The organism is Clostridium beijerinckii, assembly GCF_036699995.1.
GTDB lineage: Bacteria > Bacillota > Clostridia > Clostridiales > Clostridiaceae > Clostridium > Clostridium helianthi.
In genome coordinates, this window is sequence record NZ_CP144906.1 from 2,847,586 (window position 1) to 2,873,229 (window position 25,644).

The window sequence follows — 25,644 nt, forward strand, 5'->3', positions numbered from 1 at the left end:
ATGAGTAATAAAGCAGTTGTTGTATTTAGCGGAGGACAAGATTCTACTACATGTCTATTTTGGGCATTAAAGGAATTTGATGAGGTTATAGCAGTAACTTTTGATTATAATCAAAAACATAGAAAAGAAATAGAATGTGCAACTAGTATAGCAAAGGAATTAGGAATAGAGCATCATATATTAGATATGGGGCTTCTTAATCAATTAGCTCCTAATGCGCTTACAAGAAATGATATAGAAATAAAAGCTGGAGAAAATGGTTCCCTTCCTTCAACATTTGTTGAAGGGCGTAATATGCTATTCTTAACTTTTGCAGGAGTATTGGCCAAAGTAAAAGGCGCAAAACATATAGTAACAGGAGTGTGTGAGACTGATTTTAGTGGATACCCTGATTGTAGGGATATATTCATAAAATCTCTTAATGTAACTTTAAATTTAGCAATGGATTATAATTTTGTAGTTCATACCCCATTAATGTGGATAGATAAAGCCGAAACATGGAAGATGGCGGATGATTTTGGAAAGTTAGAGTATATAAGAGAAAAGACTCTTACTTGCTATAAAGGAGTTGTTGGCGACGGTTGTGGAGAATGTCCTGCTTGTAAGCTTAGAAAAAATGGTTTAGATAAGTATTTAGGAAGTAAGAAAAGTAAAAATTAAAATATAAAGTATAAAATATAAAACGAATTTAAGGAGAAAAAATAATGAGTGAAAGTGGAAGAAAATCAAAAGAACTTGAGGGTATAACATTGCTCGGAAATCAAGGAACAAAATATGATTACGGATATACCCCTGAAGTATTAGAGGTCTTTGAAAATAAACACCCAGATAATGATTATTTTGTAAAATTTAATTGTCCTGAATTTACAAGTTTATGCCCAATTACAGGTCAGCCAGATTTTGCAACAATCTATATAAGCTATATACCAAACATAAAAATGGTTGAAAGTAAATCGCTGAAATTATATCTTTTTAGTTTTAGAAATCATGGGGATTTTCATGAAGATTGTATGAATATCATAATGAAAGACTTAATAAAACTTATGGATCCAAAATATATTGAAGTATGGGGAAAATTTACACCAAGAGGAGGTATAAGTATAGACCCTTATTGCAATTATGGAATGAAAGGAACTAAGTTTGAGGAAATGGCTAATTATAGAATGATGAATCATGATATGTATCCTGAGAAAGTAGATAATAGATAATAACCTAATGTATTGCATAAATGATTTGTACTAATTAGCAAAGTAATGACTGCAATACATTTTTATTAAGGAGCTGATATTTAAATTGAGTAAAGTAATTGTTATAGGTGCAGGGCCTGCAGGAATGATGGCTGCTATACAAGCGGCGAAGAAACATGATGTAATATTATTAGATGGTAATGAAAGAATTGGTAAAAAGCTTTTTATTACTGGAAAAGGCAGATGTAATGTTACAAATGCAAAAGATATATCTGAGTTTTTTGAGTATATTCCAGGTAATCCTCATTTTCTTTATAGTTCATTATATAGTTTTACCAATGATGATACAATGAATTTTTTTGAGAACGAAGGAATTAAATTAAAAGTTGAAAGAGGAGACAGGGTTTTCCCAGAATCCGATAAGTCATCAGATATAATAAGAGGATTATCAAATGCTTTAAGTAGAACTAATGTAAAAATAAGATTGAAATCAAAGGTTACTAATATAGAATTTAAAAGTAATAGAATTACAGCAGTAGAAATTAATAATGAAGAACGATTGTCTGGAGATCATTTTATTTTTGCAACAGGTGGTGCATCGTATCCACTTACTGGTTCAAGAGGGGAAGGACAAAAATTTGCAAGTATGCTTGGTCATAATGTTACTCAACTAATGCCAGCTCTTGTTCCAATAGAAGTTGTTGATTCCAAAACAAAAGAATTGATGGGCTTGTCATTAAAAAATGTAGAAGTTATGATTAAAGAAAATGGCAAGAAAGTAGTTTATAAGAATTTTGGTGAAATGTTATTTACTCATTTTGGAGTTTCAGGACCTCTTATATTAAGTGGAAGTAGATTTATAGAAAAAGGAAAAAGATATACTTTGCATATAGATTTAAAACCTGCATTAAATTTAGGAGAATTAGATAAACGTATCCAAAAGGATTTTAATAAATATTTAAATAAAGATTTCAAAAATTCTTTAGACGAGTTATTACCACAAAAATTAATTCCTGTAATTATAAATAACTCAGGAATATTCGAAAATAAAAAAGTAAATGAAATAACGAGAGAGGAAAGAAAGACTTTAGTAAAGGCTATTAAGGATTTGAGCTTTGATATTAAAGGATTAAGACCTATAGATGAAGCAATTGTAACTTCAGGAGGTGTAGATATAAAAGAAATTGATCCGTCTACCATGAAGTCTAAAATAATAGAAAATCTTTCGTTTGCAGGAGAAGTTATGGATGTAGATGCTTTTACAGGTGGTTATAATGTACAAATAGCTTTTTCTACAGGATTTATAGCAGGAAGCAATATTTGATATAAAAAAATATTTCCTTGTTTGGAAAGGTAAAAAATTATATAATCTTAATGAAAGCATAAATTTATAGGATTTGGAAATGAGGAGAAAGTTTTGAAAATTTCAGTAGCAATAGATGGACCGGCTGGAGCAGGAAAAAGCACTATAGCAAAATTGGTTTCTAAGAGGTTTGATCTTATGTATATAAATACAGGAGCAATGTATAGAGCTGTGGCGCTAAAAGCACAAGAACAAAACTTGGAACCAGAAAATGTTCAAGAAATTTGTAATATAATAAAAACTATGGAAATGCATTTTGAAAATGATGATTTGATTTTAAATGGCGAAAATATACAGGATAAAATAACTACTCCAAACATAAGTAGTATTGTATCTGGATATGCTAGTATTTCGGAAGTTAGAGCTATTCTTGTAAAACTTCAAAGAGAAATGTCAAGCAAATTTAGTGTAATAATGGATGGAAGAGATATTGGAACCGTTGTTCTAAAAGATGCAAATTTTAAGTTTTTCTTAACAGCTAGTCCAGAACAAAGAGCAACTAGGCGATTTAAAGAATTGCAAGAAAGAAATATAGAGTGTTCTTATGATCAAATACTAAAAGATATAATAGATAGAGATTATAAGGATACTCATAGGGCTACAGATCCGCTGAAAAAAGCAGAGGATGCAATTGAGATTGATTCTACTAATTTAGACATTAATGGTGTTGTTAATGTAATTGCAGAGTACATAGGAAAAGGAAAGTAACAAGGAGATAGTAATGAGTAAAGTTATTCTAGCAAAAAATTCGGGTTTTTGCTTTGGAGTTCAAAGAGCTGTAAATGAAGCTATACGGATTCAAAAAGAACATAATTCGAAAATCTATACTTTAGGTCCTTTAATACATAATAATGATGTAGTAAAATATTTAGAAGAAAATAATATATTTTCTATAGAATTTGAAGAAATAGATAAATTAAATAAAGGGGATACTATTGTTATAAGATCTCATGGTGTATCTGAAACAGTTTTAGATACACTTGAACAAAAGGAACTAAAAGTCATAAATGCGACTTGTCCTTTTGTTGCTAATATTCAAAAAAAAGTTAAGAAATATTCAAAAGAAGGATATCATATAGTAATATTAGGAGATAAAAATCATCCAGAAGTCATTGGAATTAATGGATGGTGTGATGATAAAGCAATTATCACTAAAGATGGTACTTTTGATGAAGAAAATATGCCGCATAAGGTATGTGTTGTATCTCAAACAACTGAAAAGATGAAGAATTGGGAAGAAACACTGAAAAACTTAAGTTATGCAAGAGAAATATTAGCTTTTAACACAATTTGTGCAGCTACTGATGTTAGACAAAGAAGTACGAATAAAATATCCAAAAAAACAGATGCTATGATAGTTATTGGCGGAAAAAATAGTTCGAATACTACTAAGTTATATCAAATTGCTAAAGAAAATTGTGAAAATACAATTCATATTGAAAACGCAAAAGATCTACCAATAAGTTTTATAAAAAATAATAATATAAACAAAATAGGAGTTACAGCTGGTGCATCAACACCAGATTGGATTATTAGGGAGGTACTAGATATTATGAACACAGAAAATAATAATTTTGAAGATCAATTATCATTAATGAACGAATTAGACAAAAGATTTGTTATTGGCGATGAGGTACAAGGAGAAATACTTTCAAAGACTAGAGATTCAGTTATAGTTTCACTTGTTGGATACAAGTCAGATGGAGTGATTCCATTTACAGAGTTGTCTGCAAAAGAAGATCCACTAACATTTGCAGATAAACTTAATATAGGTGATACTATTAACGCAAAAGTTATAAAGCTACAAAATAATGATGGGTATGTAGTATTATCAAGATTAGAATATGAAAGAGAAGAAGCGTTTAAAGAACTCGAAAAAATATATTCAGAAGGAACAACATTTGAAGTTAATGTTAAAGAAGCTAGAGAAAAAGGGATAGTAGCAGATTATAAGGGAGCTAGAATCTTTATTCCAGCATCACAAATTGACATAAAGTTTACTAAAGATAAAAGTGAATATGTTGGGAAGAAATTAGAAGTTAAATTGATAGATTTTTCTCTAAAGAATCCTGTAAAATTAGTTGCTTCAAGAAGAGTTTTATTAGAAGAAAGCAAGAATTCTGAAGACGCAAAAGCTTGGGAGAGTTTTAATCTTGGGGATGTTATAAAAGGTGAAGTAAAAAGATTTACAGACTTTGGAGCTTTTGTGGAAGTCAATGGTATAGATGGATTATTACATTTATCACAAATTTCTTGGAATCATATCAAAAAGGTAAGTGATGTATTAAAAGAAGGTCAAATTATTGATGTTAAGATCATTGGTCTTGATAAGGAAGCTAAAAAGCTATCTTTAAGCATTAAAGAACTTGTAGCTAAGCCTTGGGATAATGCTAAAGAAAAATATCCAGAAGGGTCTATTGTACTTGGTAAAGTAGTTAGATTAAATGATTTTGGTGCTTTTGTAGAATTGGAACCAGGAGTAGATGGGTTAGTTCATATATCAAAGATATCTCATAATAGAATAGAGCACCCTTCTGAAGTTTTAAAAATTGGTGAAGAAATTAAAGCTAAGATATTAAGTGTTGATGAAGAAAATAAAAGAATAAGCTTAAGTATAAAAGATGTATAAAACAAAAAAGTAGAAGGAATATTTTCTTCTACTTTTTTGTTTTTTATGTATGGTTAAAATAATTTTTATGAAATTATTTTAACTCTAGAAATAGGTAATGTATACGTAGATTTTAATTATATGCATAAGGTAAAGAATTGAAGTATAATATTACTATGCGTAATGATTATTGGATATCTAAAGTTCGTAATATTTAAATTTTAATTGTTAGGAGGCTATATACTTATGAAACAAAATAAAGTTACTAAAGTAAAATCTTTAGTAGAGACTAAGTTTTTGAGTTTATATGAAGCAGAGTATGAAAATAAAGTTGGAAATATAAGAACGTGGACAATAGCATCCAGAAAAAATAATGAAACTATACAAAAACAATTTTTTGAGAATAAAGAAGATACAGCAGATGGCGTAATAATTGCAGCATACCATAAAGATGAGAATAAGATTGTTATAATAAGACAATTTAGAATACCACTTAATGATTATGTTTATGAATTACCAGCAGGTCTCATCGATCCAGGAGAAGATTCTATTAGTACAATAAAAAGAGAATTGATGGAAGAGACAGGTCTTAGGTTAGTTGAAGTTATCCATAATAAAAGTCTTGATAAGGTATATGTTTCTGCAGGAATGACAGATGAATCGTTAGCTATGGCTTATTGTACTTGTGAAGGCGAAATAAGTGATGAACACCTGGAAGACGATGAATGTATTGAGGCACTTCTAATATCTCAGGATGAAGCTAAAGAGCTTATACAGAGCAAGGAGAAATTTGACATTAAATGTTTTTTGCTTCTTCAAAGCTTTGCATTACTAGGAGAAAAATTATTTCAATAATAAAAAACTGGTATACGCAGAAAATTTGTGTATACCAGTTTTTTTATTATATGTTTTCCTCGATGATAAATTTACATTTAACACCCTAACAAGCAGGGTGCTTAATTAAGTTTAGAATGTAGAAACTTAATTGTAATATATGGATCCATATTAAATCATATATATATTTTCATGTTATTTAACAACTGAATTTAAACCGAAATATACTAAGAAAACAAATGATGTAAAATACATCAGAATGGATACTTCTTTTCCTTTTTTATAACACAGCTTGCAAATAGGATACAATATAAAGCCTAATGCTATACCGTCAACGATGCTATATGTTAATGGTATTAATATTATTATCATAAAACTAGGAAATAGTTCGCTTAAATCATTAAAGTTTAAATTTTTCAAGTTCTGACTCATTAAACAGCCTATTATAATTAAAATAGGAGCTAAGGCTACATCTGGTATGATAGAAATAAACGGTATAAAAAAAATTGATAAAAGAAATAGTATACCAGAAATTAATGAAACCAAACCTGTTCGTCCTCCAGCTGTTATTCCTGCAGTTCCTTCAACTGTTGATACAGAAGGGCTTGAACCGAAAAGCGCGCATCCAATTGTAGATAATGATACTGCTATCATAGCGTTAGAGGTTTTGTCTGATTTTTTCAGTATTCCTGAAATCTGGCTATGAAGTATTCCAATATTCTCAAAAACAAGTACTAAAGTTAATGAAAATGTTCCAACCCAGAATTTAATTGTACTTATTCCAGTAAAATCTAATTTGAAAAGTATATTACTATATTCATTAAAATTTGGCATAGTATAACTTATACCTTGTGTATCAACGATACCAAGTTTTATGCAAAATATAGTTCCGACTATAATTGAAATTAAAAAGCTTCCAGGTATATTTTTAAGGAATAAAATTAATGTTAGAATCATTATGAATATAAAAGCTAGTACTTGAATACTTGTAATATCTCCAAGTTTTAACATAGTAGAAGAATCAGATACTATAATTTTAGATTTTTGAAATCCAACAAAAGTTATAAATAAACCAATTCCTACTGTAATAGCTTCTTTTAAATTTTGAGGAATAGCTTCAATAATAAACTTGGATAATGGAGTTGTTGCTATAAGTACAAATATTAATCCTGAGATAAAAACTGAAGCTAATGCTTGGCAATAATTTAAGCCTAGAGTATGAACTATTGTATATGTGAATAATGCATTAATTCCCATACCAGGCATAATTATAAGTGGAGTATTACTTATTAAAGCAATTAACAAGCAACCTACAGCTGATGATATAGCTGTAGCAATGATTAGAGGCTCCATAGAAATGCCACCATCACTTAATATACTGGCATTGACGATGATGATGTAAACTGCAGCAACAAAAGAAGTCAGCGCTGCTATAGTTTCGCTTTTAATTGTAACATTGTTTTCTTTTAATTTAAAAAATCTTTCCATCCTTTCAACCTATCTTTCATAACTCCCTCACCCTCCCACGCTAAAATGCGCATATTAATTATAACATCATTATCATTTATGTCAACTTTTATATATAGCTTGAAATCTTATACAATTCATTTATACTCCATAGTATTGCATGAGAATAAGAAAATAATGTTTAATCACAAATTTTGAAGAGTATATTTATAATTGATCCTTACGTATACACATTGTGATTTAAATAAGAAAAGAATAGTAAAACAACACTAAGAGTAGTAATATATTACTATACGTATTTTATAAAGGGGGCATACAAGTATGTATACAGAATTTGAACAAATAAACAAAGCAAACATAATGATAAATTCATTATGTATTTTTAAGAATCTAAAAGATGACAGTGTTTTATTAAAATATAAGACACTACTAAAGTACCTTAATAGCAAGGATATATCAGTGGAAGAGGGCATTGAATTATATACTGATTTTATTTATGAACTATTAAACAAAGCTGATGGAAAATCATTAAAAAGGTATATAATTGATATGATTTTTCTCGATAATAATCCATTTACTAAAATGATTGACGAACAAAATTCATGTGATAAACTTTTTAATCAAGTGCATTATGAGTTAAATGCTTTGCAGTACATATCTAGTATAGAATCTTCTGCGATTAAAGATGCTATAATTATTAAAGGAAACGTTAAAGAGTTTGAAATAGGTATAGTTAAGTCGCTTGTGGATTTTGATTCTGACTTGGAATGTAATATCTCAAGCAAAGCTATTGATAAGTTAAAGGTAAATATATTAAATTGTGATAATTGGGGAGATGCATTAGAGAGCATTGTAGAATTTTACAAGCAATATGGGACTGGCATATTTGGGGAGTATAGAGCGTTTGTATGGGAACACGAAGATGGAGCGCCTTATCTTAGAGGTATTGAATCACCAGATCCAGTTAGGCTAGAAAACTTAGTAGGGTATGAATATCAAAAAGAGATTATAATAGATAATACAAAACAGTTTTTAAATGGATATCAAGCGAATAATATGCTACTATATGGATCAAGAGGAACTGGTAAATCTTCAACTGTAAAAGCTATTATAAATGAGTATTATGATGATGGTTTAAGGCTTATTGAAGTTGATAAAAATAAATTATGCGATTTTACAAAGATAATTAGGATACTTAAAAGTAAGAATTTAAAATTTATAATTTTTGTTGATGATTTAGTTTTTGAAGAAGGGGAAGCTAGTTATTCAGCTTTAAAGACAATATTAGAAGGTGGAGTAGAGAATAGATCAAACAATATTCTAATTTATGCAACAACCAATCGAAAACACCTAGTAAAAGAAACATTTAGCGAAAGGTCTGGTGATGATGTGCATGCTAATGACACAATTGAAGAAAAACTTTCTCTAGCAGATAGATTCGGTATGACTGTATCGTTCTATTCGCCTGATCAGAAAGAATTCTTAAAGATAATAGATGGAGTAGCAGAAGCAAGAGGGCTTAAAGTTGATAAGGAATATTTGCATGCAGAAGCATTGAAATGGGTAAGATGGTATAATGCTCGTTCGCCACGAACAGCAATTCAATTTATAAATTGGTTAGAGGGCACATTAAATCAGTAAGTTTATATTAAAAGTTTGTAATATATTTTTGAATATTCTATAACTTTTTAGCTAATAAAGTGATAAGAGCTAGTAAAGAATTCTTTACTAGCTCTGTTTTTTTATAATAATTTAAGCATTAGTTGTTGTAGGAGGCGTATACACTCTTGTAGCAAGTTCGTCGTCTAACATATACAATGCTGCAGAGTTATTTTCACATCTCCTAATCTTTTTAATTATAGTGTTAAATGTATTTTCTTCTTCAACTTGCTCATTAATAAACCAATTAAGTAAACCGATTGTTGCATGTTCTTTTTCCTCAGTAGCTATATCTGCAATTTTATATAGCCTGCTAGTTACAATTTGCTCGTGTTCATAACCTGCTTCAAAGACATTTAGGATATTGTCAAAATCAGAATGTGGTTTTTCAATTTGTTCTAAAGTTACAGTTCCATTTTTCTGAAATATGTAATCATAGAATTTCATTGCATGAAATAATTCCTCCTGAGATTGAACCTTAAAAAAATTTGCAAACCCACTTAAATCAACAGATTCGCAGTACGAAGCCATAGATAAATAAGTATAGGCCGAATAAATTTCAAAATTAACTTGTTCATTTAGCTTTGTAATCAGTTTTTCACTTAACATACTAATACCTCCCATAAATAAAAACATTATAATTAACACAATTAAAAAAACCAGAAAAACTATACCCTGTAGCATAAAAGTTTAACTTTATATTCTGAAATTTTTAACTATATATTAATATATTACATCATATAACATAATTTATCAAATAATATTTGCTGTTATATTACATAAGTATTATTGCAAAACTAATAATATAAATAAGAGAGGAGATGATATAAATGACATATAATAAAAAGGAAAAAACAATACAAAAAACAGGAGAAATGTCGCAATCTAAAGTTAAATCTTTTGTAGAGAGAGAGGAGCCAACAAATAAAGTGGTATCTAGAGGTAGAGATATCACAATTAATCAAAAATATTAAAATTCAATATATCTCAAAATATTAAGTAAAGTTAAGATTAATTTATTAGAGTTATGTCATATTAAAGTTACTTGCATACATTTTGAGATAGAAATTTTCTTATTATAAAGATTTATCTAGTTTTATATGATAAAATTAGATAAATCTAGAAAGAATTAAGGAGGACAAGTTATAAAAGAAAGATATCATTATTTTTAATATATAAATACAATGTTATTGTAAACTACTAAAAATATTTATTTGTAATATGGAAGGATAGATAAAATGTCGATAAACAGAAGTGCACCAGAAAATTTTTATTATGATAATGCGGAGAAGACCAATAAAAATTTTATTTATAAAAACCTTAAGAGAAGTAAATGTTATAATTGCAACTTTTCAAATTCAAATTTCGATTTTGCCAGCTTAAGAGGCGCTCATTTTAAGAAATGTAACTTTTTTAGATGTAGTTTTAAAGGAGCAGAGTTTATAGGATCAAATTTAAAGGGGTGTAAGTTTAGGGAGGCTAAATTTGAAGACACGGTATTTGAAGGAGCAAATTTAGATGGAGTGAATTTTGAAGATGCTAAATTCAAAAATACCATATTTGTAAACTGCGATATAACTAAGGCTAAGAATATAAGTGAAAATAATAAGAATATCAGAATTTTTGATACAATGCCAGAAGTTGAAATAAGCGATGAATTAGAAAAGTTGATTTCAAATGTGATGGAAAATGAATTTATAAAAAAATCGAGGGTTTTTGATACTAAAGATGGAAAAATAAATACGTTATCTTTATTGATTCTAAAAGAAAAATTTGATGAACCAACGCTTTTAGAAGGTCTACATTATATTAGATATGAGATTGATAGAGATTTTTATACATTAAGTTATGTTATTAGGCTTATAGAAAATATGTAATTATAAGAAAAGGAGTATTTCGTTTTAAATGAAAGCTCCTTTTTTGAATTCTTAAAAAATAAGTTAATAATAGTAGATATGCGAAAATACTTTTTTTATGAACCTATTATTTTGCAATTAATATATATTTATTGAATATCTATATAGTAATAAAAAATGATAATGTTATTATTTTTGAAGGAAGAATATAGATGGAAAAAAATAATTTAATTAAACTTAAATATAATAAATCTTCAAAAAAAGTAAATTCAAATAATTTCAAGATATATACTCCTGAAATGATAGAAAAGTATAAAGATTACCAAAGAAGATTATTAAAAATTAATGAGGATAAAGTCAAGGTAAAATTCCTACTATATAGAAAAATTTATAATTACTATTCTCAAGAAAATAATCTAGATATTAGCATTGAAAGAATTTATATCAAGTCAAAGCTAGACTCATATACGTTTGGAGGATGTGGAATAGGCGCATCAATTTTGGCAGGATTAACAGCAAGTGGTATTTTTTCTTATATAGATAATTATATAAAAAAACTTAGTCCAACTTTCTTGGGCATATATATTGTATTAATTTTAGTATTTGGACTTAAAATTCTTTCGAATGAAGATAGCAAGGTAGAAATGTATAATATGTTTTTAGAAGTATTAAATAATCTAGAATATGATAAAAATGAAAAATGAGGATAATTAAAATAAGGATAAAAGTCTACATTAGTGCACAATATATTCTTGTAGAAAGGAAGTGTTTATAATGAGTAATGAATCAAAATCAAAATCAAACAATCTTCAAAGCTTTTCTAGTACAAGTGGCACTAGTGATTCAGATTTATCTAGCAAAGAAGAACTTAGAGAACAAAAAAGTGCAGGGTGTAATCAATGGGATTCTGTACCACGTACTTATGACAAAGAAGAGTCTACACATAAACATGAAAAAACTGCCACTAATAATCAATGGACATCTACATCTAAGTAAGAACTTACTGTAATAAATACTACTTTAAATAAAGAGGGAGTGGATATTATGAGTGAAGAAAAGAAAAGACGTGAGTCTGACAAAATGAATGATGGTTATTATGATTATCAAGGTGGATATATTTCTTATGACCCTGAAGTTTTAACAGAGCACTATACTGTAAAAGGATTTGAAGGTAAAATAAAAGATAAACAATTATCAGATAGTAAATGGTGTTAATGAATAAAAATATAAATTAAGTATATATATTAATATAAAATACTTAAAGTTTCCTTCATATAGATTAGCTATTGCCTATATGAAGGAAACGATTTTTATGAATCATACTATTAACAATAAACTACGATATTATATTTTTAACTATTTAAACTTTTAAATTGAAAATATTCTAATATATATTTATTTATATATTATTCTATATATTAACACATTGTTTAAGTCTATCAAAAGTTGACTATAATTTTTGTAAGATTTATAATTTATTTATTAAAGGGGAAATGAGGAATTTTTATGGTTTTTTTAGAAAAATTATCTTTATTCAATATGAATCATTTCAGGAGATTATATAATAGGAGTGAAGATGCATATTCGTGCGATAAAAGTTTTTTTGAAATTTATGATGAAGAATCTTTTATAGTAAAATATATAATTCGTAAACAAATTAGGCTTTTTAGGGTTAATAGGGAATATGTCGGGTATATATGGTACGAATATCCTTCGTATAACGGTTTTAGTAATATATATTCTATATATTTGAAAGATGAATATATACATTTAATTAATTCTAAAATCTTATCATTCTTTAATGCTAGTGCTTTCAGATTCGATATGTTAGCAAACTCAAAGGCTTCTTTTATAATGAAAAAATTAAATTTTGATGTTAATTCTAATAATATTTTAATGAAGATAAGGACAAGCAATATTAAAAATAATTTTTATGAAAATAAAATATTTTTCAAACATTTTAAAGAAGGACAAGATGAAGAGTTAAGATGTAGAATTCAAAATTCTGTTTTTAATGAAAAAAATAGAGTTCCTTTAACAGTTGATGATATATATAGAGAAGAAGAAGAAGACTACTATATAAAAGATTTTGGTGTTTTTATATGCAATAATAATGGACAAGTTGTCGGATATGGTCAAATTATTTTCAATAGAGGATTTTATACTATTGTTAATTTAGGGATATTAGAAGAATACAGAAAACATGGGTATGGAGAGTTATTAGTTAGATATCTCATAGACTTATGTTATAGAAATTCTATAAAAACTGTTTATATAAGAGTGGAAAGGAATAATTTAAAAGCCTTATCTTTGTACACTAAAATTGGATTTAGAGAATATCAATCTTTTATTAGTTGGTATAAAAAAATTAATTAATTAGCGTTAGGAGTTGTCAATAAGTATAACTCCTTTAATTATGCATAATTCTAGTCTTTTATTTAGAATTATTATTTGTTATAATACTATAGAAATTGTAATTTATACGGAGGAACAATAATGAACTTTGATATAGAAAAACTAGATAGCCAAATGGCTAGTGATGAAAAAAAATTATTCTTTATACAAACTTATGGTTGTCAAATGAATGAAGAAGATTCAGAGAAACTTTCAGGTATGCTTAAAAGGATGGGGTATGAAAATACTGAGAATAGAGATGAGGCATCTATAATTATATTTAATACCTGCTGTGTTAGAGAAAATGCGGAAAATAAGGTTTTTGGAAATCTTGGCGCTTTAAAAAAGCAAAAGGAAAAGAATCCTGATTTAGTTATTGGAATATGTGGATGTATGATGCAGCAAAAAGGGATGGCTGACGATATATTGAAGAGATTTCCATATGTAAACATAATATTTGGAACTCATAACTCGTATAAGTTTCCTGAATATTTAAATAGAGTTAAAACAGAAGGTGTTCAAATTAAAGAGATTATTGACAAGGAAACTGAAATAGTAGAGGGGATACCTATAGATCGAAAAAGTGATATTAAGGGCTTTGTAACTATTATGTATGGATGCAATAACTTTTGTACATATTGTATAGTTCCTTATGTTAGAGGTAGAGAAAGAAGCAGAAAGCCAGAAGATATAGTAAATGAAATAAAAGACATGGTAACAAGAGGGTATAAGGAAGTAACTCTTTTAGGACAAAATGTTAATTCGTATGGAAAAGGATTAGAAGAAAATATTACTTTTGCAGATCTTTTGAGAAAAGTTAATGAAATAGAGGGACTTGAAAGAATTAGATTTATGACTTCTCATCCAAAAGATTTAACTTTAGATGTTGTATATGCTATAAGAGATTGTGATAAAGTATGTGAGCAAATTCATTTACCAGTGCAAAGTGGTTCTGATAGAATTTTAAAAGAAATGAATAGACATTATACAAAGGAACAATACATCACATTGGCAAAAAAAATAAGAGCTGAAATTCCAGATGTAACATTTTCTACTGATATAATTGTTGGTTTCCCTGGAGAAACTGAAGAAGATTTTAGTGAAACATTAGAGCTAGCTAAAGAAGTTCGATATGATGCTGCTTTCACATTTATTTATTCGAGAAGAAATCATACTCCAGCGGATAAAATGGAAAATCAGATACCAGATGAAATTAAACATGAACGTTTTAACAGATTAGTTGAGATAGTTAATGCAGGCATAGCTAAAGGAAATAAGGATGCAGAAGGAAAGACGTATGAAGTTTTAGTTGAAGGTTATAGTAAAAATGATGAGTCAAAACTAACAGGTAGAACTAGGAACGGAAGACTAGTTAACTTTGAGGGTGGGGAAGACCTAATAGGAAAATTAGTTAATGTAAAAATAGTTAAAGCTAATTCATTCTCTTTAATTGGAGAAGTTGAAAAGTAAAAAATAAATTTATGATTTAAATAAAATAAATTAAAATAGTCTGTATAGATTCTTAATAGGAGAGGCGTTATAACTTACCCTAATAGATCATACAGACTATTTTCTTTAGTTGGTTAAAATAAAAATCTTATAAGTAAATACGAACATTTGTTCTAAAACTATAAAAATAGCATTTTTGTTCATTATACCTATTATTGCTTTTATAATTTGAAAAAAATATAAATTATAGGTTTAAAGAACTTTAATGTGGGATTTATCACATAATAAAAATAAAAAATATTTCATGTTGTGATGATATCTTGTGGAATAAATGCCATTTTTATCATCTGAGAACGTTTGTTCTGTGAATTATAAGAATTAATTTGTTATTTTTTAAAATATATAGATAAACAGCTTAAGAATTAGATTTATTAGATGAATATATTTTCAAATTTGCTAAGACTTTAAGTTTGTATATTCACAAGAAATCATAAATATATTTGTGGAGAAAACATTTGAAAATGAGCTTTTAAAGGTTCTTAGCTGTAGGTTGTTCCAGCTTAGTTTGTCAAACTGAAAGTTGGAACATGCTAAAGTGGCTACAACCTGCTGCTTAGAACCTTAAGCGATATTTTCATAGCTTTTCGGAACAAAATATTTATGATTTCGGTAAGTTATCACATAAATTTAGTTTTATAGTTGGATATCTATAAAGAAGTTAAACTTGTATTTGATTTTAGCAATTGTTTAATTAGTTTTAATTATATCTACAAATGAACATTCTATTGCTTTTTTTAGATCATTAGGATTCATTTCTATTTGGGAACCTATTTTTCCTCCACTAAATACAATTGTATCAAATAATAATGCGTTTTCTTGAATAAAAGTTTTGAATATCTTTTTCATACCGAGTGGGGAACAGCCACCTCTAATGTATCCTGTTACTTTGTTTATATCTTTAACGTGAATCATTTCTATATTTTTTTCACCTGCTATTTTGCTGGCTTTTTTCATGTCTAATTCTTCAGCAACTGGAATAACAAAAACATAAAATTCTTTAGAATGACCTTGAGTTACTAAAGTTTTAAAAACTTGATTAACGTCTTTTTCTATTTTGTGTGCAACTGCAATACCATCTATCTTACCATCATTATTTTCGTAGCTGTGAGTTGTGTAATTTATTTTGTTGTTATCTAGAATTCTCATAGCATTAGTTTTTCCTTTTCCTTGAGCCATAATTTTAACATTCCTCCGTAAGTTTTAATTTATATTCACTACTAATGATTAGTGACATTATTTATTTAAATTATATCATAAAAGCAGATATAGTTTTTTGTTTTAAGATTATTTATATATTTGAATTTTAGATACAAAAATCATCTGAATTTGATTAAAAACTGAGTTTGATTAATATGAATTTGAACTTTTGTTAAATGTAGAAAATATAGTATCGAATAACGTTCGAATTTATTTTTTTGTCAGAATCGAATAGTATTTAATGGAAATATAATTGTGAAAATATGAGAGAAAACAGTGCAGTGATAATTATTATCATTGTGTGGAGAAAAAGAAAAAACTTAATAGTGTTTAAAATTAATTTTATTATATGAAAATCATTCGTTTTTTTATTTCAAATAAAATTAAAAAATATTCCTTTGGAATTTATGGTTGAAGTTATAAATTTTGATTAAGTTTTAATAATCAAAAGTGTTTGGAGAATTGAATCGTAAAAGCTTATTATAAAGTATTGATGATAAATAGTTTTTAATGAGAAAGCACAGGAATAATTCTGATATTGATTTAAATGCAAAGACTAAAATTATAATAAAATCATTTAAATTATAATAAAAATAGCTAATAATTATTTCGCTAAATATACATTTAGCGAAATAATTGCATAAATTTATGATATTTGATATAATATTTTTAACTTAGTATAAAATTACTTTATTAGAATAAATTTTATCAATGATGATTTAAATTATTAATATCGTAACTTAATTAATAAGAAATTTATAAATAATGCAGGTGGAAAAATGAAATACGATATCCAAGTTCTTAAGAATAATAATCTGCCAGAAAGTTTAGTTGATTTTTTAAATTATTTAGAGACAATTAAAAGTACGTCTATAAATACAATTGATGGGTATAGAATAGATTTAACTATATTTTTTAGATTTATGATGATTTATAAAGGAAAGGTGAATTCTGATTCTGTTGAGTTTGAAGATATAGACATAAGCGTTATTGATGATGAGTTTTTAAGGGGTATAAAACTTAGAGATTTGTATGCGTTCCTTTCTTTCACGGAGAAATACAGAGACAATAGTTCGTATGCTAGAGCCAGAAAAGTTGCTACTTTAAAATCTTTTTTTAAGTTTCTTTTTGGGAAAGCTAAAGTGATCACAGAGAATCCAGCTTTAGAGTTAGAATCACCTAAAATAAATAAGCGTCATCCTGTATACCTTACTCTAAATCAAAGCATTCATCTATTGGAATCTTTAAATAAAAATGATAAAAACTACTCCAGAGACTATTGTATTTTGATGTTCTTTTTGAATTGCGGAATGAGACTTTCGGAACTCTGTAGTATTCAAATTGATAAAATTAGAGATGATACTCTTACTATCATAGGTAAAGGAAATAAAGAAAGAACCGTTTATTTAAATGATGCATGCCTCAAAGCTTTAACAAATTATTTAAATGTACGAGATGATTCTAAAGCTTTGCCGGATAATAAAAAGTTTTTATTTTTATCATCTAGAAATGTTCCTATAAATAAACGTACGGTTGAGATAATGATAAAAAAACATATAACAAATGCAGGGTTAACTGATGATAAATATACTCCACACAAGTTGAGGCACACTGCTGCAACTCTTATGTATAAGTACGGAAACGTAGATATAAGAAGTTTGCAAAGTATATTGGGTCATACAAATATTTCGACAACTCAAATTTATACGCATGTTGATGATGATTCGTTGAGAGATGCTGTAAAATCAAATCCTCTTTCAAAATTGTAAAGTTTTATTATTAAAATTTATAATAAAAGATTTCTACTACTCTCCTACTATGCTTTGGTATTGCTTAAAATAAAAAAATAAAAGGTTACTTTATTTTCTATCGTAACCTTTTTGTGCTTAATATAAATATTTTTAGTGTTGTGGTCTTAGTGTGTTTCCGTACATTTTTCCAAACTCGTCAACATATGCAGGTTCTTTTCCTTCATAAACGATAAGAGTATTTCCTTTTCTATAATAATAAGGGCTCGTATTGTTATTTGCATTATTGCTGCTAGCATTCATTCCGTTTGGTACGATTCTGTTAATAGCCCATTCTAGCTCTGTTGGAGAATTATACTCGTATATTCTAACTACATCTCCACCTAATAAATAATCTGTTTCATTTCCTTTAAAATAATCATTTTTATTAGTGTTAGTTGATTCTTTAACATCATATCCGGCATTTGTGAAATCGTTTTTAAAGTCTGCGGCTCTATATGTTGTATCATTAGTAGTTAGACCTGTTCTATCCCTCGTAGTATCTGAATTTGATCCAGCTACGTTGTTTTGGTTAGTATCTCCTACTGCATTATTTTGATTGGTATTCCCTCCTGTAGTCCCATTTCCTGTTCCGCCAATTCCATCCGATGAACTTCCATTATTAGAAGTTCCGCCTTGCATGTTTCCGTCAGTACCATTTTGAAAATTATTAGCACCAGTACCTGTTCCATCTACACTTCCACTTCTAATGCCATCGTTTGTTATGTCGTTTTGTCTAGTGGCATCATTATTTGTTCTTGTTCTTGACATGTTACCACACCCAAACAAAGATATTGAAACCAAAAGAATTGCTGTCAAATTCAACGCTAAAATAGATTTTCGCTTCATAATAATTCATCCTTTCTTGTGAAATCTTCTACGAAATTATTATGTGAAATAAAGCGAAAATCTATGCATTTCTTTATTGTAGTCTACAAGCTTCTTTTATTCAATTGATTTTTTTAATCTTCTAACTCCAGGATAGACTTCTTCTGTCATTTCATCGAGGACCATATCATCAGCCAAACTGATTTCATCTAAATATTCAATATGATCAAAAGCATCTTCGTAAGCACTGTCTTCAAGATTAAAATCATTTAAGTCAATGTCATTTGATGTTTTTGCAAACTTATTATATATAGATTTTAAATCTAATTTATCTTCGTTAATTTCATGTAATTCATCTTCGTTTAAGGATGCTTTTAAGTCATTTAAAAATTCTTCTTCTAGTAATTCATTTTCTTCTTGTGTTTTCGCAATGTCTTCTATTTTAATGGCTTTTGTATCTATGCCGTTCATTTGCAAACACTTACCACAATTATCACATATTTTATTTTCATAGATATCGCAATAATCATCATCAGTATATTTATATGTCATTTAAAACACCTCATTTTTTTATTATGGAAACTTAATTATATCAAAAACAATAAATTAAATCAAATTTTTTATCGAAGATAAATATCTAATAAAGAATAAAATAATTTAACATAGATAAATTATTTTATTCGATCTAATTGTTCAATCTAAATTATATCATCCCATTCTATATATTTACTAAGTATACCAACAGCTTTTTCTAAGTAAGTCTTTTCTACTTCAGTAAATCTTTCGAATTCTTCACTATCCAAGTCTAAAACTCCAATAAGATTTTCTTCTTTAATTATAGGAATGACTATTTCTGAATTTGAGGCAGCATCACACGCTATATGCCCCTTAAAATTATGTACATCTTTAACAAGTAAAGTTTCTTTTTCTAATGCAGCTTTTCCACATACCCCCTTCCCTATTTCAATTTTTGTACAAGCAGGCATTCCTTGGAATGGTCCTAATACAAGAGTATTATTTTTAACCAAATAGAATCCACACCAATTTATTCTATCTATAAGGGCATTAATTAATGCTGATGCATTACAAAGCTTTGTTATTGGAGAATCTTCATCTCCTTGAATCAAACCTTCAAGCATTATAAGCATGTTGTCTAATTTGCTTTCTGTACTCATGCCTTCAAAAATTTTAATATCAAACATATCTACTACCGCCTCACTTTGAAACTATTGTTCCAAAAAAATTATTTTATAACTTTAGTTATTCTACTATAAAATAATACTACCATTTTTAATTAATTGGAATACTTAGTTAATATATTGTATTGCAATTTAGTGTTGTATCTAAACCAAATACATACTACCTATAAACACTTTAGAACACAAGTTTGCTATGTTATATAGTATATGTTATAATTATTAGAAGAATAGTGAGGTGTTTGTAATGTCAGACGAAAAAGATAAGCAATCAGAGATATATGAATTTTTAAAAAGTTATACAGAGAGCAAAGGTTATCCACCTTCAGTAAGAGAAATTTGCGAAGCAGTCTCTTTAAGGTCAACTTCAACTGTTCATGGACATTTAAAAAGATTAGAGAAAAAGGGAATGATTAAAAGAGATCCTTCTAAACCAAGGGCTTTAGAAATAGCAGAACTTTCAATGCCGAAAAAAGAAATGATTAACATTCCTATTATAGGCAAAATTACAGCAGGTTCTCCAATACTTGCAACTGAAAACATAGAAGACACATTTACGCTTCCATTGGATTTTATAAAACATGATAGAGAATTGTTTATGCTGCGTGTTTCTGGTGAAAGTATGGTTAATGCAGGTATTAGAGATAATGATTTCGCTATTATAGAAAGTGCACAAACAGCGATGAATGGTGATATAGTAGTAGCTTTAATAGAAGATAGTGCTACAATCAAAAGATTTTTTAAAGAAAAAGATCATATTAGACTTCAACCAGAAAATGATGCTATGGATCCTATAATAGTAGATGATTGCATGATTTTAGGAAAACTTGTAGGTATATTCAGATCTTTTTAAACAAATTACTTTGTTATTGATTTCGAAATTATATTATAAGATAGTAAATTAATAGACTATTAAATTTTATGATCTATAAAATTTAATAGTCTATTTTTAATTTCATACCCACTTACATATTTGTAAGCTAGTGATAAATTAATGATATTATCTATCTACTTCTAAAACTTTGCTCAACCCAATAAGTATTCCTATTTTTCCGTGATCAAAGTTTAATCCACCTTGAATATATGCTATATATGGCTCTCTAACTGGTCCATCAGCTGATAATTCGATTGTTGAACCTGAAATAAATGCTCCAGCAGCCATTACAATTTCACTATCATATCCAGGCATTGCCCATGGCTCACACACTGCAAATGCATCTATAGGAGATCCGGCTTGAATACCACTACAAAAATTAATTAATTTTTTAGCGTCGCCAAATTCAATTGCTTGAATTATATCAGTTCTTTTATCTGTTGATGAAGGAAATACCTTAAATCCTGCAATTTCCATTACACGGGCGCAAAATATTGCTGTTTTTACAGCTTCTATGGCTACGTGAGGAGCGGAGAACAATCCTTGATATAAACTTCTCATAAGTCCATATGTAGCGCCATATTCGCCTCCTACACCTGGTACAGTCATTCTATTAGCAGCTGCATCAACATACTGCCTCTTTCCAACGATATATCCTCCACCTGGAGCAATACCTCCACCTATATTCTTCATAAGTGATCCAGCCATTATATCTGCACCATATTCTGTAGGTTCAACAGGTTCAATAAATTCTCCGTAACAATTATCAACAAATATAATTACGTCTTCTCGTATTTGTCTTATATGTCTAATAACTTCAGCTATTTCAGAAACTAGAAAAGATTTTCTTGAAGCATAACCAGTGCTTCTTTGAATATGTATAAGTCTAATACTTGGATCATTTCTCAATGCTTCTTGAATTTTATCAAATTGAAATTTACCTTCATTATCTAAATCTACTATATCGGTTTTAATTCCATATTGATCTAATGAACCGGCGTTTTTCTTCTCTGATAGTCCAAGAACCCCAAGCAAAGTATCATAAGGAAGTCCTGAAACACATAAGATCTTATCTCCAGGCCTAACATTACCAGCGATAGCGCATCCAATAGAGTGTGTACCACTAACAAAATGTGGACGGACAAGTCCGGCTTCAGTATTAAAGATATTAGCATATACTTTATCTAATGAGTCACGCCCTAAATCATCAAGTCCATAACCTGTAGTGTTTGTAAAGTGAGAGTCGCTAATCTTTTCTAATTGAAATGCTTTCAGTACTTTAAGTTGATTAAATTCTCTAATTTCATCATATTCCTTAAATTGAGCTTCAGTATCATATAAAGCCTGTCTATATATTTCAAATGTCCTTTCACTAATATTATAGTTCTTAATTAAAAATTCTTCTGTCTTTTTTAACATATCTAAGTCTCATCCTCCAAAGTTTAGAAATACTCAAAAATAAATAGGCAAAAATGCCTATTTACTAAGTAGTTTCGTATTCGTTATCTGCAAATAAAATTGGTTTAGTTGGCGTTATAGTTGATATTGCATGCTTATATATAAGCATTTGCTTATTATCGCAATCCAAAATAACAGTGAAATTATCAAAACCCTTTACAGTACCTTTTAATTGGAATCCATTTACTAAGTGTATTGTTATTTGTATTTTATTTTTTCTCGCATTATTTAGAAATACATCTTGTAGGTTGTTTTGTTGCTTATTGACCAAAATATAACACCTCCATAAGTGATTTTATTACTAATATTATAACGCTAGTTCTTTATTATGTCATTAATAACTTTATCTAAAATTTCATCATCACTCATAATATCTTTATCTAAAAATATACATCGTTTATCACGTCTAAACCATGTAAGTTGCCTTTTAGCGTAATTTCGAGATCCTTGTTTTATCATATCTATTGCTTTATCTAGAGTTATTTTACCCTCTAGATAATATAATATCTCTTTGTATCCTATCCCCTGCATAGATTGAATATCTGAATTATATCCCATTTCTTTTAATCTTATGCATTCGTTTAGCAATCCCTTTTCCATCATTAAATCAACTCTCATATTGATTCTATCATATAATTTTTCTCTATTCATAGTTAGTACGTAATAATATACGTCATAATCACTATTATAAAAATCCAATCCCACATTATACGAGCTAAAAGGCTTATTAGTAAGTTTATAAACCTCTAACGCTCTAATAACTCTTTTTCTATTGTTAGCATGAATTTCTTTGTAACTTACAGGGTCAACATCTTTAAGCATTTCATGTATATATTCATTACCCTTTTCTAATGCTAAATTTTCTAGATATTCTCTATAAACTTCATCTTTTTCTGCTTCTGTAAAAGTCATGTTACAAGTTAATGAATTAATGTATAAACCTGTTCCTCCTGATATTATTGGAAATTTTCCGTTACATATAATTTTTTCTAATGCTTCTTCACCAAGTTGTTTAAAATCTGCTACTGAAAAAGGAGTATCAGGTTCTATTGCATCAATTAAATAATGCTTTATCCCGTTCATTTCATCTTTAGTTACCTTTGCAGAGCCTATATCCATATATTTATAGATTTGCATAGAATCAGCTGAAATAATTTCTCCATTTAAATTTTTTGCTAATTTTATTGAAAGATCAGTTTTTCCTACTGCGGTAGGGCCACCAATAACTAATAATTTTTGCTTCATTATTTTATCCCTTCGTTAACAATTTTAAAGTTTATATTCATTTAGAATAATATAAAAGTATTATATTATTCTTTTAAATTTCTTATCAATGTCTATACTTGTAAATTTTATTATTACAGGCCTTCCGTGTGGACAGTGAAAAGGATCATCTATATATCTTAAATCTTCAATTAATTTAATCATCTCATTCATTTCTAATTTATCATTTCCTTTAATAGCCGCTTTACATGCTTTAGTTGCAATAGCATTATGTTTTACTTCACTTGTTTTGCCGTTTCCTAAATTTTTTAAATTATCAAGTATATCTAGGAACAAGTTTTTAGGATTAAGTCGTCCTAGAAAATACGGAACTTCCTTTAAGGATAATGAACTTCCACCAAACTCTTCTAATAAAAAACCAGCTTCTCTAAATATATCTTTATTCTCTTCAAAATAAGAATAATCATCAATACTCAAATCGATTATACTTGGAACAATAAGAGGTTGAATTATAATAGTACCTTCTTCAATTTCTTTAAGATATTTTTCGAATAATATCTTTTCATGAGCAGCATGCTGATCAATCATGTATAAAGTACCGTCATACTCTCCTAATATATAAGTTTTATTATATTGACCTATTATAGTAATTGGTGGAAACTTAGCAATAGGATTTGGTTTAATATTTTCGTATTTGTTTTCTATAGGTTCAGAATTAGATTTTATTTCATCTTCATCATTGTCATTATAATCATCAACCAAATTTTCTATATATGAATTAGGTTTAAGATCTACAGGAATACTTATAGGCTCCTTATTTTCCTCGTTATAATCAGCACTTTCCTCAACTATTGTTGTTTTATTAATATTATTCAAGCTTGGATCATATACACTTTTAAAGCTACTCTCGTTATTAGCCTTGAGGTCTTTTCCTTGAGACATTAAAGTCTTTGCTGCAGAACTTGCAAATTTAACCTTTTCTTCTTCTTCTTTTATTTTAAAAGTAATCTCCTCAAATGTTGGTATTGGCTCTTTTTTTATACTTTCTTCTTCTTTTATCGCAAAAGTCTCAAAAACTTCATTTTTTAATGCAGTATGAACTGCTCCAAAGATCTTTTTAAATATCATTCTTTCATCATTAAATTTTATTTCAGCCTTTGTTGGATGAATATTAACATCTACATATTCAGGATATACTTCTATAAATAATATAAAGAACGGAAATTTATTTACTGTTGAAAATGACTTAAATGCTTGCTCTACAGCTATTGCTAACGCCCTATTTTTTATGTATCTTTTATTTACGAAAATACTTTGATTATTTCTTGATCCTCTAGCTATTTCCTCAGTTCCTACATAGCCATAAACAGTTATTAAATCGGAACTATCACTAAAGTAAAGTATATTATCTGTTATAGATTTACCATATATAGTTCTTATTACATCCTTAAGATCTCCATTACCAAAGGTATGTAATACTTTTTTGTGATTATTATACAATTTAAAACTTATTTTAGGATTTGCAAGTGATAATCTTGTTACTATATCATTTATTAATGAACTCTCTTTTGATACAGATTTTAAGAACTTCTTCCTAGCAGGAACATTAAAGAATAGATCTTGCACTTCTATTATAGTACCTTTATTTATTCCACACTCTGTTACTTCTGATGCTTTACCGCCTTCAATAGATATTTCATACCCAAAAGCTTCTTTATCCTGCTTAGACTTTAAATTAACTTTACCTACAGATGCTATAGATGGCAGTGCTTCGCCTCTGAATCCAAGAGTATGTATATTATAAATATCTTCTGACTCTTGTATCTTGCTTGTAGCATGCGGAAGAAATGCTTTTGCTATATCATCCTTATAAATCCCGTCTCCATCATCTATTATTCTAATAAGAGAAATTCCACCTTCTTCTATTTCAATGATTATGTTCGTAGAATTTGCATCAATTGAATTTTCAATCAATTCTTTGACTACTGACGCAGGTCTTTCCACAACTTCTCCTGCTGCAATTTTATTTGCTGTGTCTTCGTTTAATATATTTATTCTCTTCAAGATGCCTTTTCCTCCTTTCAATGCTTATGGGCGTAAAATGTAAATGAGAAAATCACGTTCAAATAAGCCTTCCTAATGAACACATTAACTTATTTCTAATACATTGTTATTATTGCATACTTGTTTAATATATTCAATA

At 28.1% G+C, this 25,644-nt stretch carries 26 protein-coding genes; 16 read left to right on the forward strand and 10 right to left on the reverse strand.

The window, feature by feature from the left end:
* The 6 genes from queC to PZA12_RS13200 all read left to right on the forward strand — a co-directional run bounded on the left by queC (window position 1) and on the right by PZA12_RS13200 (window position 6,013).
* Window positions 1-660 carry a 7-cyano-7-deazaguanine synthase QueC gene (gene queC / locus PZA12_RS13175; protein WP_103699167.1) on the forward strand — a complete coding sequence of 220 codons (660 nt, stop codon included), beginning with the start codon at window positions 1-3 and terminating at the stop codon, window positions 658-660.
* Window positions 661-704: 44 nt separating this feature from the next.
* A complete protein-coding gene (gene queF / locus PZA12_RS13180; protein ID WP_041897047.1) occupies window positions 705-1,208 on the forward strand; it encodes a preQ(1) synthase in 504 nt (167 codons plus the stop codon).
* A gap of 85 nt (window positions 1,209-1,293) precedes the next feature.
* Window positions 1,294-2,511, forward strand: coding sequence for an NAD(P)/FAD-dependent oxidoreductase (locus PZA12_RS13185; protein WP_103699166.1), 1,218 nt, complete (start codon window positions 1,294-1,296; stop codon window positions 2,509-2,511).
* 93 nt (window positions 2,512-2,604) lie between these two features.
* Window positions 2,605-3,258, forward strand: coding sequence for a (d)CMP kinase (gene cmk, locus PZA12_RS13190; protein WP_017211623.1), 654 nt, complete (start codon window positions 2,605-2,607; stop codon window positions 3,256-3,258).
* A 13-nt stretch (window positions 3,259-3,271) separates the two neighbouring features.
* Window positions 3,272-5,179, forward strand: coding sequence for a bifunctional 4-hydroxy-3-methylbut-2-enyl diphosphate reductase/30S ribosomal protein S1 (locus tag PZA12_RS13195; RefSeq protein WP_012058756.1), 1,908 nt, complete (start codon window positions 3,272-3,274; stop codon window positions 5,177-5,179).
* 225 nt (window positions 5,180-5,404) lie between these two features.
* A complete protein-coding gene (locus PZA12_RS13200; protein ID WP_078115532.1) occupies window positions 5,405-6,013 on the forward strand; it encodes an NUDIX hydrolase in 609 nt (202 codons plus the stop codon).
* A gap of 174 nt (window positions 6,014-6,187) precedes the next feature.
* On the opposite strand, the gene PZA12_RS13205 is transcribed toward PZA12_RS13200, so the two are convergent.
* Window positions 6,188-7,480: an NCS2 family permease gene (locus PZA12_RS13205; protein ID WP_103699165.1), complete on the reverse strand. Its 1,293-nt coding sequence runs from the start codon at window positions 7,478-7,480 to the stop codon at window positions 6,188-6,190.
* Between the two features lie 300 nt (window positions 7,481-7,780).
* Here PZA12_RS13205 and PZA12_RS13210 point away from each other — a divergent pair, with 300 nt between their 5' ends.
* Window positions 7,781-9,100, forward strand: a complete 1,320-nt coding sequence (locus PZA12_RS13210; protein WP_103699164.1) for an ATP-binding protein — start codon at window positions 7,781-7,783, stop codon at window positions 9,098-9,100.
* A 111-nt stretch (window positions 9,101-9,211) separates the two neighbouring features.
* On the opposite strand, the gene PZA12_RS13215 is transcribed toward PZA12_RS13210, so the two are convergent.
* Window positions 9,212-9,727: a ferritin gene (locus PZA12_RS13215; RefSeq protein WP_078115529.1), complete on the reverse strand. Its 516-nt coding sequence runs from the start codon at window positions 9,725-9,727 to the stop codon at window positions 9,212-9,214.
* A gap of 221 nt (window positions 9,728-9,948) precedes the next feature.
* On the opposite strand from PZA12_RS13215, the gene PZA12_RS13220 reads away from it, so the two are divergent.
* From PZA12_RS13220 to miaB, 7 genes are all read left to right on the forward strand, one after another.
* Window positions 9,949-10,092, forward strand: coding sequence for a hypothetical protein (locus PZA12_RS13220; protein ID WP_168982027.1), 144 nt, complete (start codon window positions 9,949-9,951; stop codon window positions 10,090-10,092).
* 264 nt (window positions 10,093-10,356) lie between these two features.
* Entirely contained in the window at window positions 10,357-10,995 is a 639-nt protein-coding gene (locus PZA12_RS13225) for a pentapeptide repeat-containing protein (RefSeq protein WP_077837594.1), read from the forward strand.
* A gap of 191 nt (window positions 10,996-11,186) precedes the next feature.
* Window positions 11,187-11,678 carry a hypothetical protein gene (locus PZA12_RS13230; protein WP_103699163.1) on the forward strand — a complete coding sequence of 164 codons (492 nt, stop codon included), beginning with the start codon at window positions 11,187-11,189 and terminating at the stop codon, window positions 11,676-11,678.
* A 70-nt stretch (window positions 11,679-11,748) separates the two neighbouring features.
* Window positions 11,749-11,970: a hypothetical protein gene (locus tag PZA12_RS13235; RefSeq protein ID WP_077837596.1), complete on the forward strand. Its 222-nt coding sequence runs from the start codon at window positions 11,749-11,751 to the stop codon at window positions 11,968-11,970.
* Between the two features lie 48 nt (window positions 11,971-12,018).
* Complete coding sequence (locus PZA12_RS13240; RefSeq protein ID WP_168982030.1) at window positions 12,019-12,189, forward strand: hypothetical protein; 171 nt, start codon at window positions 12,019-12,021, stop codon at window positions 12,187-12,189.
* A gap of 291 nt (window positions 12,190-12,480) precedes the next feature.
* Window positions 12,481-13,350 carry a GNAT family N-acetyltransferase gene (locus PZA12_RS13245; protein ID WP_206490900.1) on the forward strand — a complete coding sequence of 290 codons (870 nt, stop codon included), beginning with the start codon at window positions 12,481-12,483 and terminating at the stop codon, window positions 13,348-13,350.
* Between the two features lie 120 nt (window positions 13,351-13,470).
* Complete coding sequence (gene miaB / locus PZA12_RS13250) at window positions 13,471-14,838, forward strand: tRNA (N6-isopentenyl adenosine(37)-C2)-methylthiotransferase MiaB (RefSeq protein WP_078115526.1); 1,368 nt, start codon at window positions 13,471-13,473, stop codon at window positions 14,836-14,838.
* 726 nt (window positions 14,839-15,564) lie between these two features.
* Here miaB and ybaK read toward each other — a convergent pair.
* Window positions 15,565-16,053, reverse strand: coding sequence for a Cys-tRNA(Pro) deacylase (gene ybaK / locus PZA12_RS13255; protein ID WP_103699162.1), 489 nt, complete (start codon window positions 16,051-16,053; stop codon window positions 15,565-15,567).
* An 800-nt stretch (window positions 16,054-16,853) separates the two neighbouring features.
* Between ybaK and PZA12_RS13260 the strand changes: the two genes are divergently transcribed.
* On the forward strand, window positions 16,854-17,843 hold the full coding sequence (locus PZA12_RS13260; RefSeq protein ID WP_078115524.1) for a tyrosine recombinase XerC: 990 nt from the start codon (window positions 16,854-16,856) through the stop codon (window positions 17,841-17,843).
* A gap of 132 nt (window positions 17,844-17,975) precedes the next feature.
* Here PZA12_RS13260 and PZA12_RS13265 read toward each other — a convergent pair whose 3' ends face one another.
* From PZA12_RS13265 to PZA12_RS13275, 3 genes are all read right to left on the reverse strand, one after another.
* Complete coding sequence (locus PZA12_RS13265) at window positions 17,976-18,710, reverse strand: hypothetical protein (protein WP_078115523.1); 735 nt, start codon at window positions 18,708-18,710, stop codon at window positions 17,976-17,978.
* Between the two features lie 96 nt (window positions 18,711-18,806).
* Window positions 18,807-19,241 carry a hypothetical protein gene (locus PZA12_RS13270; protein WP_077842995.1) on the reverse strand — a complete coding sequence of 145 codons (435 nt, stop codon included), beginning with the start codon at window positions 19,239-19,241 and terminating at the stop codon, window positions 18,807-18,809.
* 146 nt (window positions 19,242-19,387) lie between these two features.
* Entirely contained in the window at window positions 19,388-19,891 is a 504-nt protein-coding gene (locus tag PZA12_RS13275; RefSeq protein ID WP_078115522.1) for a GAF domain-containing protein, read from the reverse strand.
* Between the two features lie 241 nt (window positions 19,892-20,132).
* Here PZA12_RS13275 and lexA point away from each other — a divergent pair, with 241 nt between their 5' ends.
* Window positions 20,133-20,738 carry a transcriptional repressor LexA gene (gene lexA, locus PZA12_RS13280; protein WP_103698785.1) on the forward strand — a complete coding sequence of 202 codons (606 nt, stop codon included), beginning with the start codon at window positions 20,133-20,135 and terminating at the stop codon, window positions 20,736-20,738.
* A gap of 147 nt (window positions 20,739-20,885) precedes the next feature.
* Here the strand turns inward: lexA and PZA12_RS13285 are convergent, their stop codons facing one another.
* The 4 genes from PZA12_RS13285 to mutL form a co-directional block, all read right to left on the reverse strand.
* On the reverse strand, window positions 20,886-22,178 hold the full coding sequence (locus PZA12_RS13285) for an aminotransferase class I/II-fold pyridoxal phosphate-dependent enzyme (RefSeq protein ID WP_103698786.1): 1,293 nt from the start codon (window positions 22,176-22,178) through the stop codon (window positions 20,886-20,888).
* 64 nt (window positions 22,179-22,242) lie between these two features.
* Window positions 22,243-22,488: an RNA chaperone Hfq gene (gene hfq / locus PZA12_RS13290; RefSeq protein WP_077837605.1), complete on the reverse strand. Its 246-nt coding sequence runs from the start codon at window positions 22,486-22,488 to the stop codon at window positions 22,243-22,245.
* A 44-nt stretch (window positions 22,489-22,532) separates the two neighbouring features.
* Entirely contained in the window at window positions 22,533-23,462 is a 930-nt protein-coding gene (miaA, locus tag PZA12_RS13295) for a tRNA (adenosine(37)-N6)-dimethylallyltransferase MiaA (RefSeq protein ID WP_077842998.1), read from the reverse strand.
* Window positions 23,463-23,522: 60 nt separating this feature from the next.
* Window positions 23,523-25,505 carry a DNA mismatch repair endonuclease MutL gene (gene mutL, locus PZA12_RS13300; RefSeq protein WP_077842999.1) on the reverse strand — a complete coding sequence of 661 codons (1,983 nt, stop codon included), beginning with the start codon at window positions 25,503-25,505 and terminating at the stop codon, window positions 23,523-23,525.
* Window positions 25,506-25,644 lie beyond the last annotated feature (139 nt).

Excerpts from the sequence above, each read along its gene's own strand:
- queC (WP_103699167.1), top strand. The coding sequence starts at position 1 with ATGAGTAATAAAGCAGTTGTTGTATTTAGCGGAGGACAAGATTCTACT.
- queF (WP_041897047.1), top strand. The coding sequence starts at position 705 with ATGAGTGAAAGTGGAAGAAAATCAAAAGAACTTGAGGGTATAACATTG.
- PZA12_RS13195 (WP_012058756.1), top strand. The coding sequence starts at position 3,272 with ATGAGTAAAGTTATTCTAGCAAAAAATTCGGGTTTTTGCTTTGGAGTT.
- PZA12_RS13200 (WP_078115532.1), top strand. The coding sequence starts at position 5,405 with ATGAAACAAAATAAAGTTACTAAAGTAAAATCTTTAGTAGAGACTAAG.
- PZA12_RS13205 (WP_103699165.1), bottom strand. The coding sequence starts at position 7,480 with ATGGAAAGATTTTTTAAATTAAAAGAAAACAATGTTACAATTAAAAGC.
- PZA12_RS13210 (WP_103699164.1), top strand. The coding sequence starts at position 7,781 with ATGTATACAGAATTTGAACAAATAAACAAAGCAAACATAATGATAAAT.
- PZA12_RS13215 (WP_078115529.1), bottom strand. The coding sequence starts at position 9,727 with ATGTTAAGTGAAAAACTGATTACAAAGCTAAATGAACAAGTTAATTTT.
- PZA12_RS13220 (WP_168982027.1), top strand. The coding sequence starts at position 9,949 with ATGACATATAATAAAAAGGAAAAAACAATACAAAAAACAGGAGAAATG.
- PZA12_RS13225 (WP_077837594.1), top strand. The coding sequence starts at position 10,357 with ATGTCGATAAACAGAAGTGCACCAGAAAATTTTTATTATGATAATGCG.
- PZA12_RS13230 (WP_103699163.1), top strand. The coding sequence starts at position 11,187 with ATGGAAAAAAATAATTTAATTAAACTTAAATATAATAAATCTTCAAAA.
- PZA12_RS13235 (WP_077837596.1), top strand. The coding sequence starts at position 11,749 with ATGAGTAATGAATCAAAATCAAAATCAAACAATCTTCAAAGCTTTTCT.
- PZA12_RS13240 (WP_168982030.1), top strand. The coding sequence starts at position 12,019 with ATGAGTGAAGAAAAGAAAAGACGTGAGTCTGACAAAATGAATGATGGT.
- PZA12_RS13245 (WP_206490900.1), top strand. The coding sequence starts at position 12,481 with ATGGTTTTTTTAGAAAAATTATCTTTATTCAATATGAATCATTTCAGG.
- miaB (WP_078115526.1), top strand. The coding sequence starts at position 13,471 with ATGAACTTTGATATAGAAAAACTAGATAGCCAAATGGCTAGTGATGAA.
- ybaK (WP_103699162.1), bottom strand. The coding sequence starts at position 16,053 with ATGGCTCAAGGAAAAGGAAAAACTAATGCTATGAGAATTCTAGATAAC.
- PZA12_RS13260 (WP_078115524.1), top strand. The coding sequence starts at position 16,854 with ATGAAATACGATATCCAAGTTCTTAAGAATAATAATCTGCCAGAAAGT.
- PZA12_RS13265 (WP_078115523.1), bottom strand. The coding sequence starts at position 18,710 with ATGAAGCGAAAATCTATTTTAGCGTTGAATTTGACAGCAATTCTTTTG.
- PZA12_RS13270 (WP_077842995.1), bottom strand. The coding sequence starts at position 19,241 with ATGACATATAAATATACTGATGATGATTATTGCGATATCTATGAAAAT.
- PZA12_RS13275 (WP_078115522.1), bottom strand. The coding sequence starts at position 19,891 with ATGTTTGATATTAAAATTTTTGAAGGCATGAGTACAGAAAGCAAATTA.
- lexA (WP_103698785.1), top strand. The coding sequence starts at position 20,133 with ATGTCAGACGAAAAAGATAAGCAATCAGAGATATATGAATTTTTAAAA.
- PZA12_RS13285 (WP_103698786.1), bottom strand. The coding sequence starts at position 22,178 with ATGTTAAAAAAGACAGAAGAATTTTTAATTAAGAACTATAATATTAGT.
- miaA (WP_077842998.1), bottom strand. The coding sequence starts at position 23,462 with ATGAAGCAAAAATTATTAGTTATTGGTGGCCCTACCGCAGTAGGAAAA.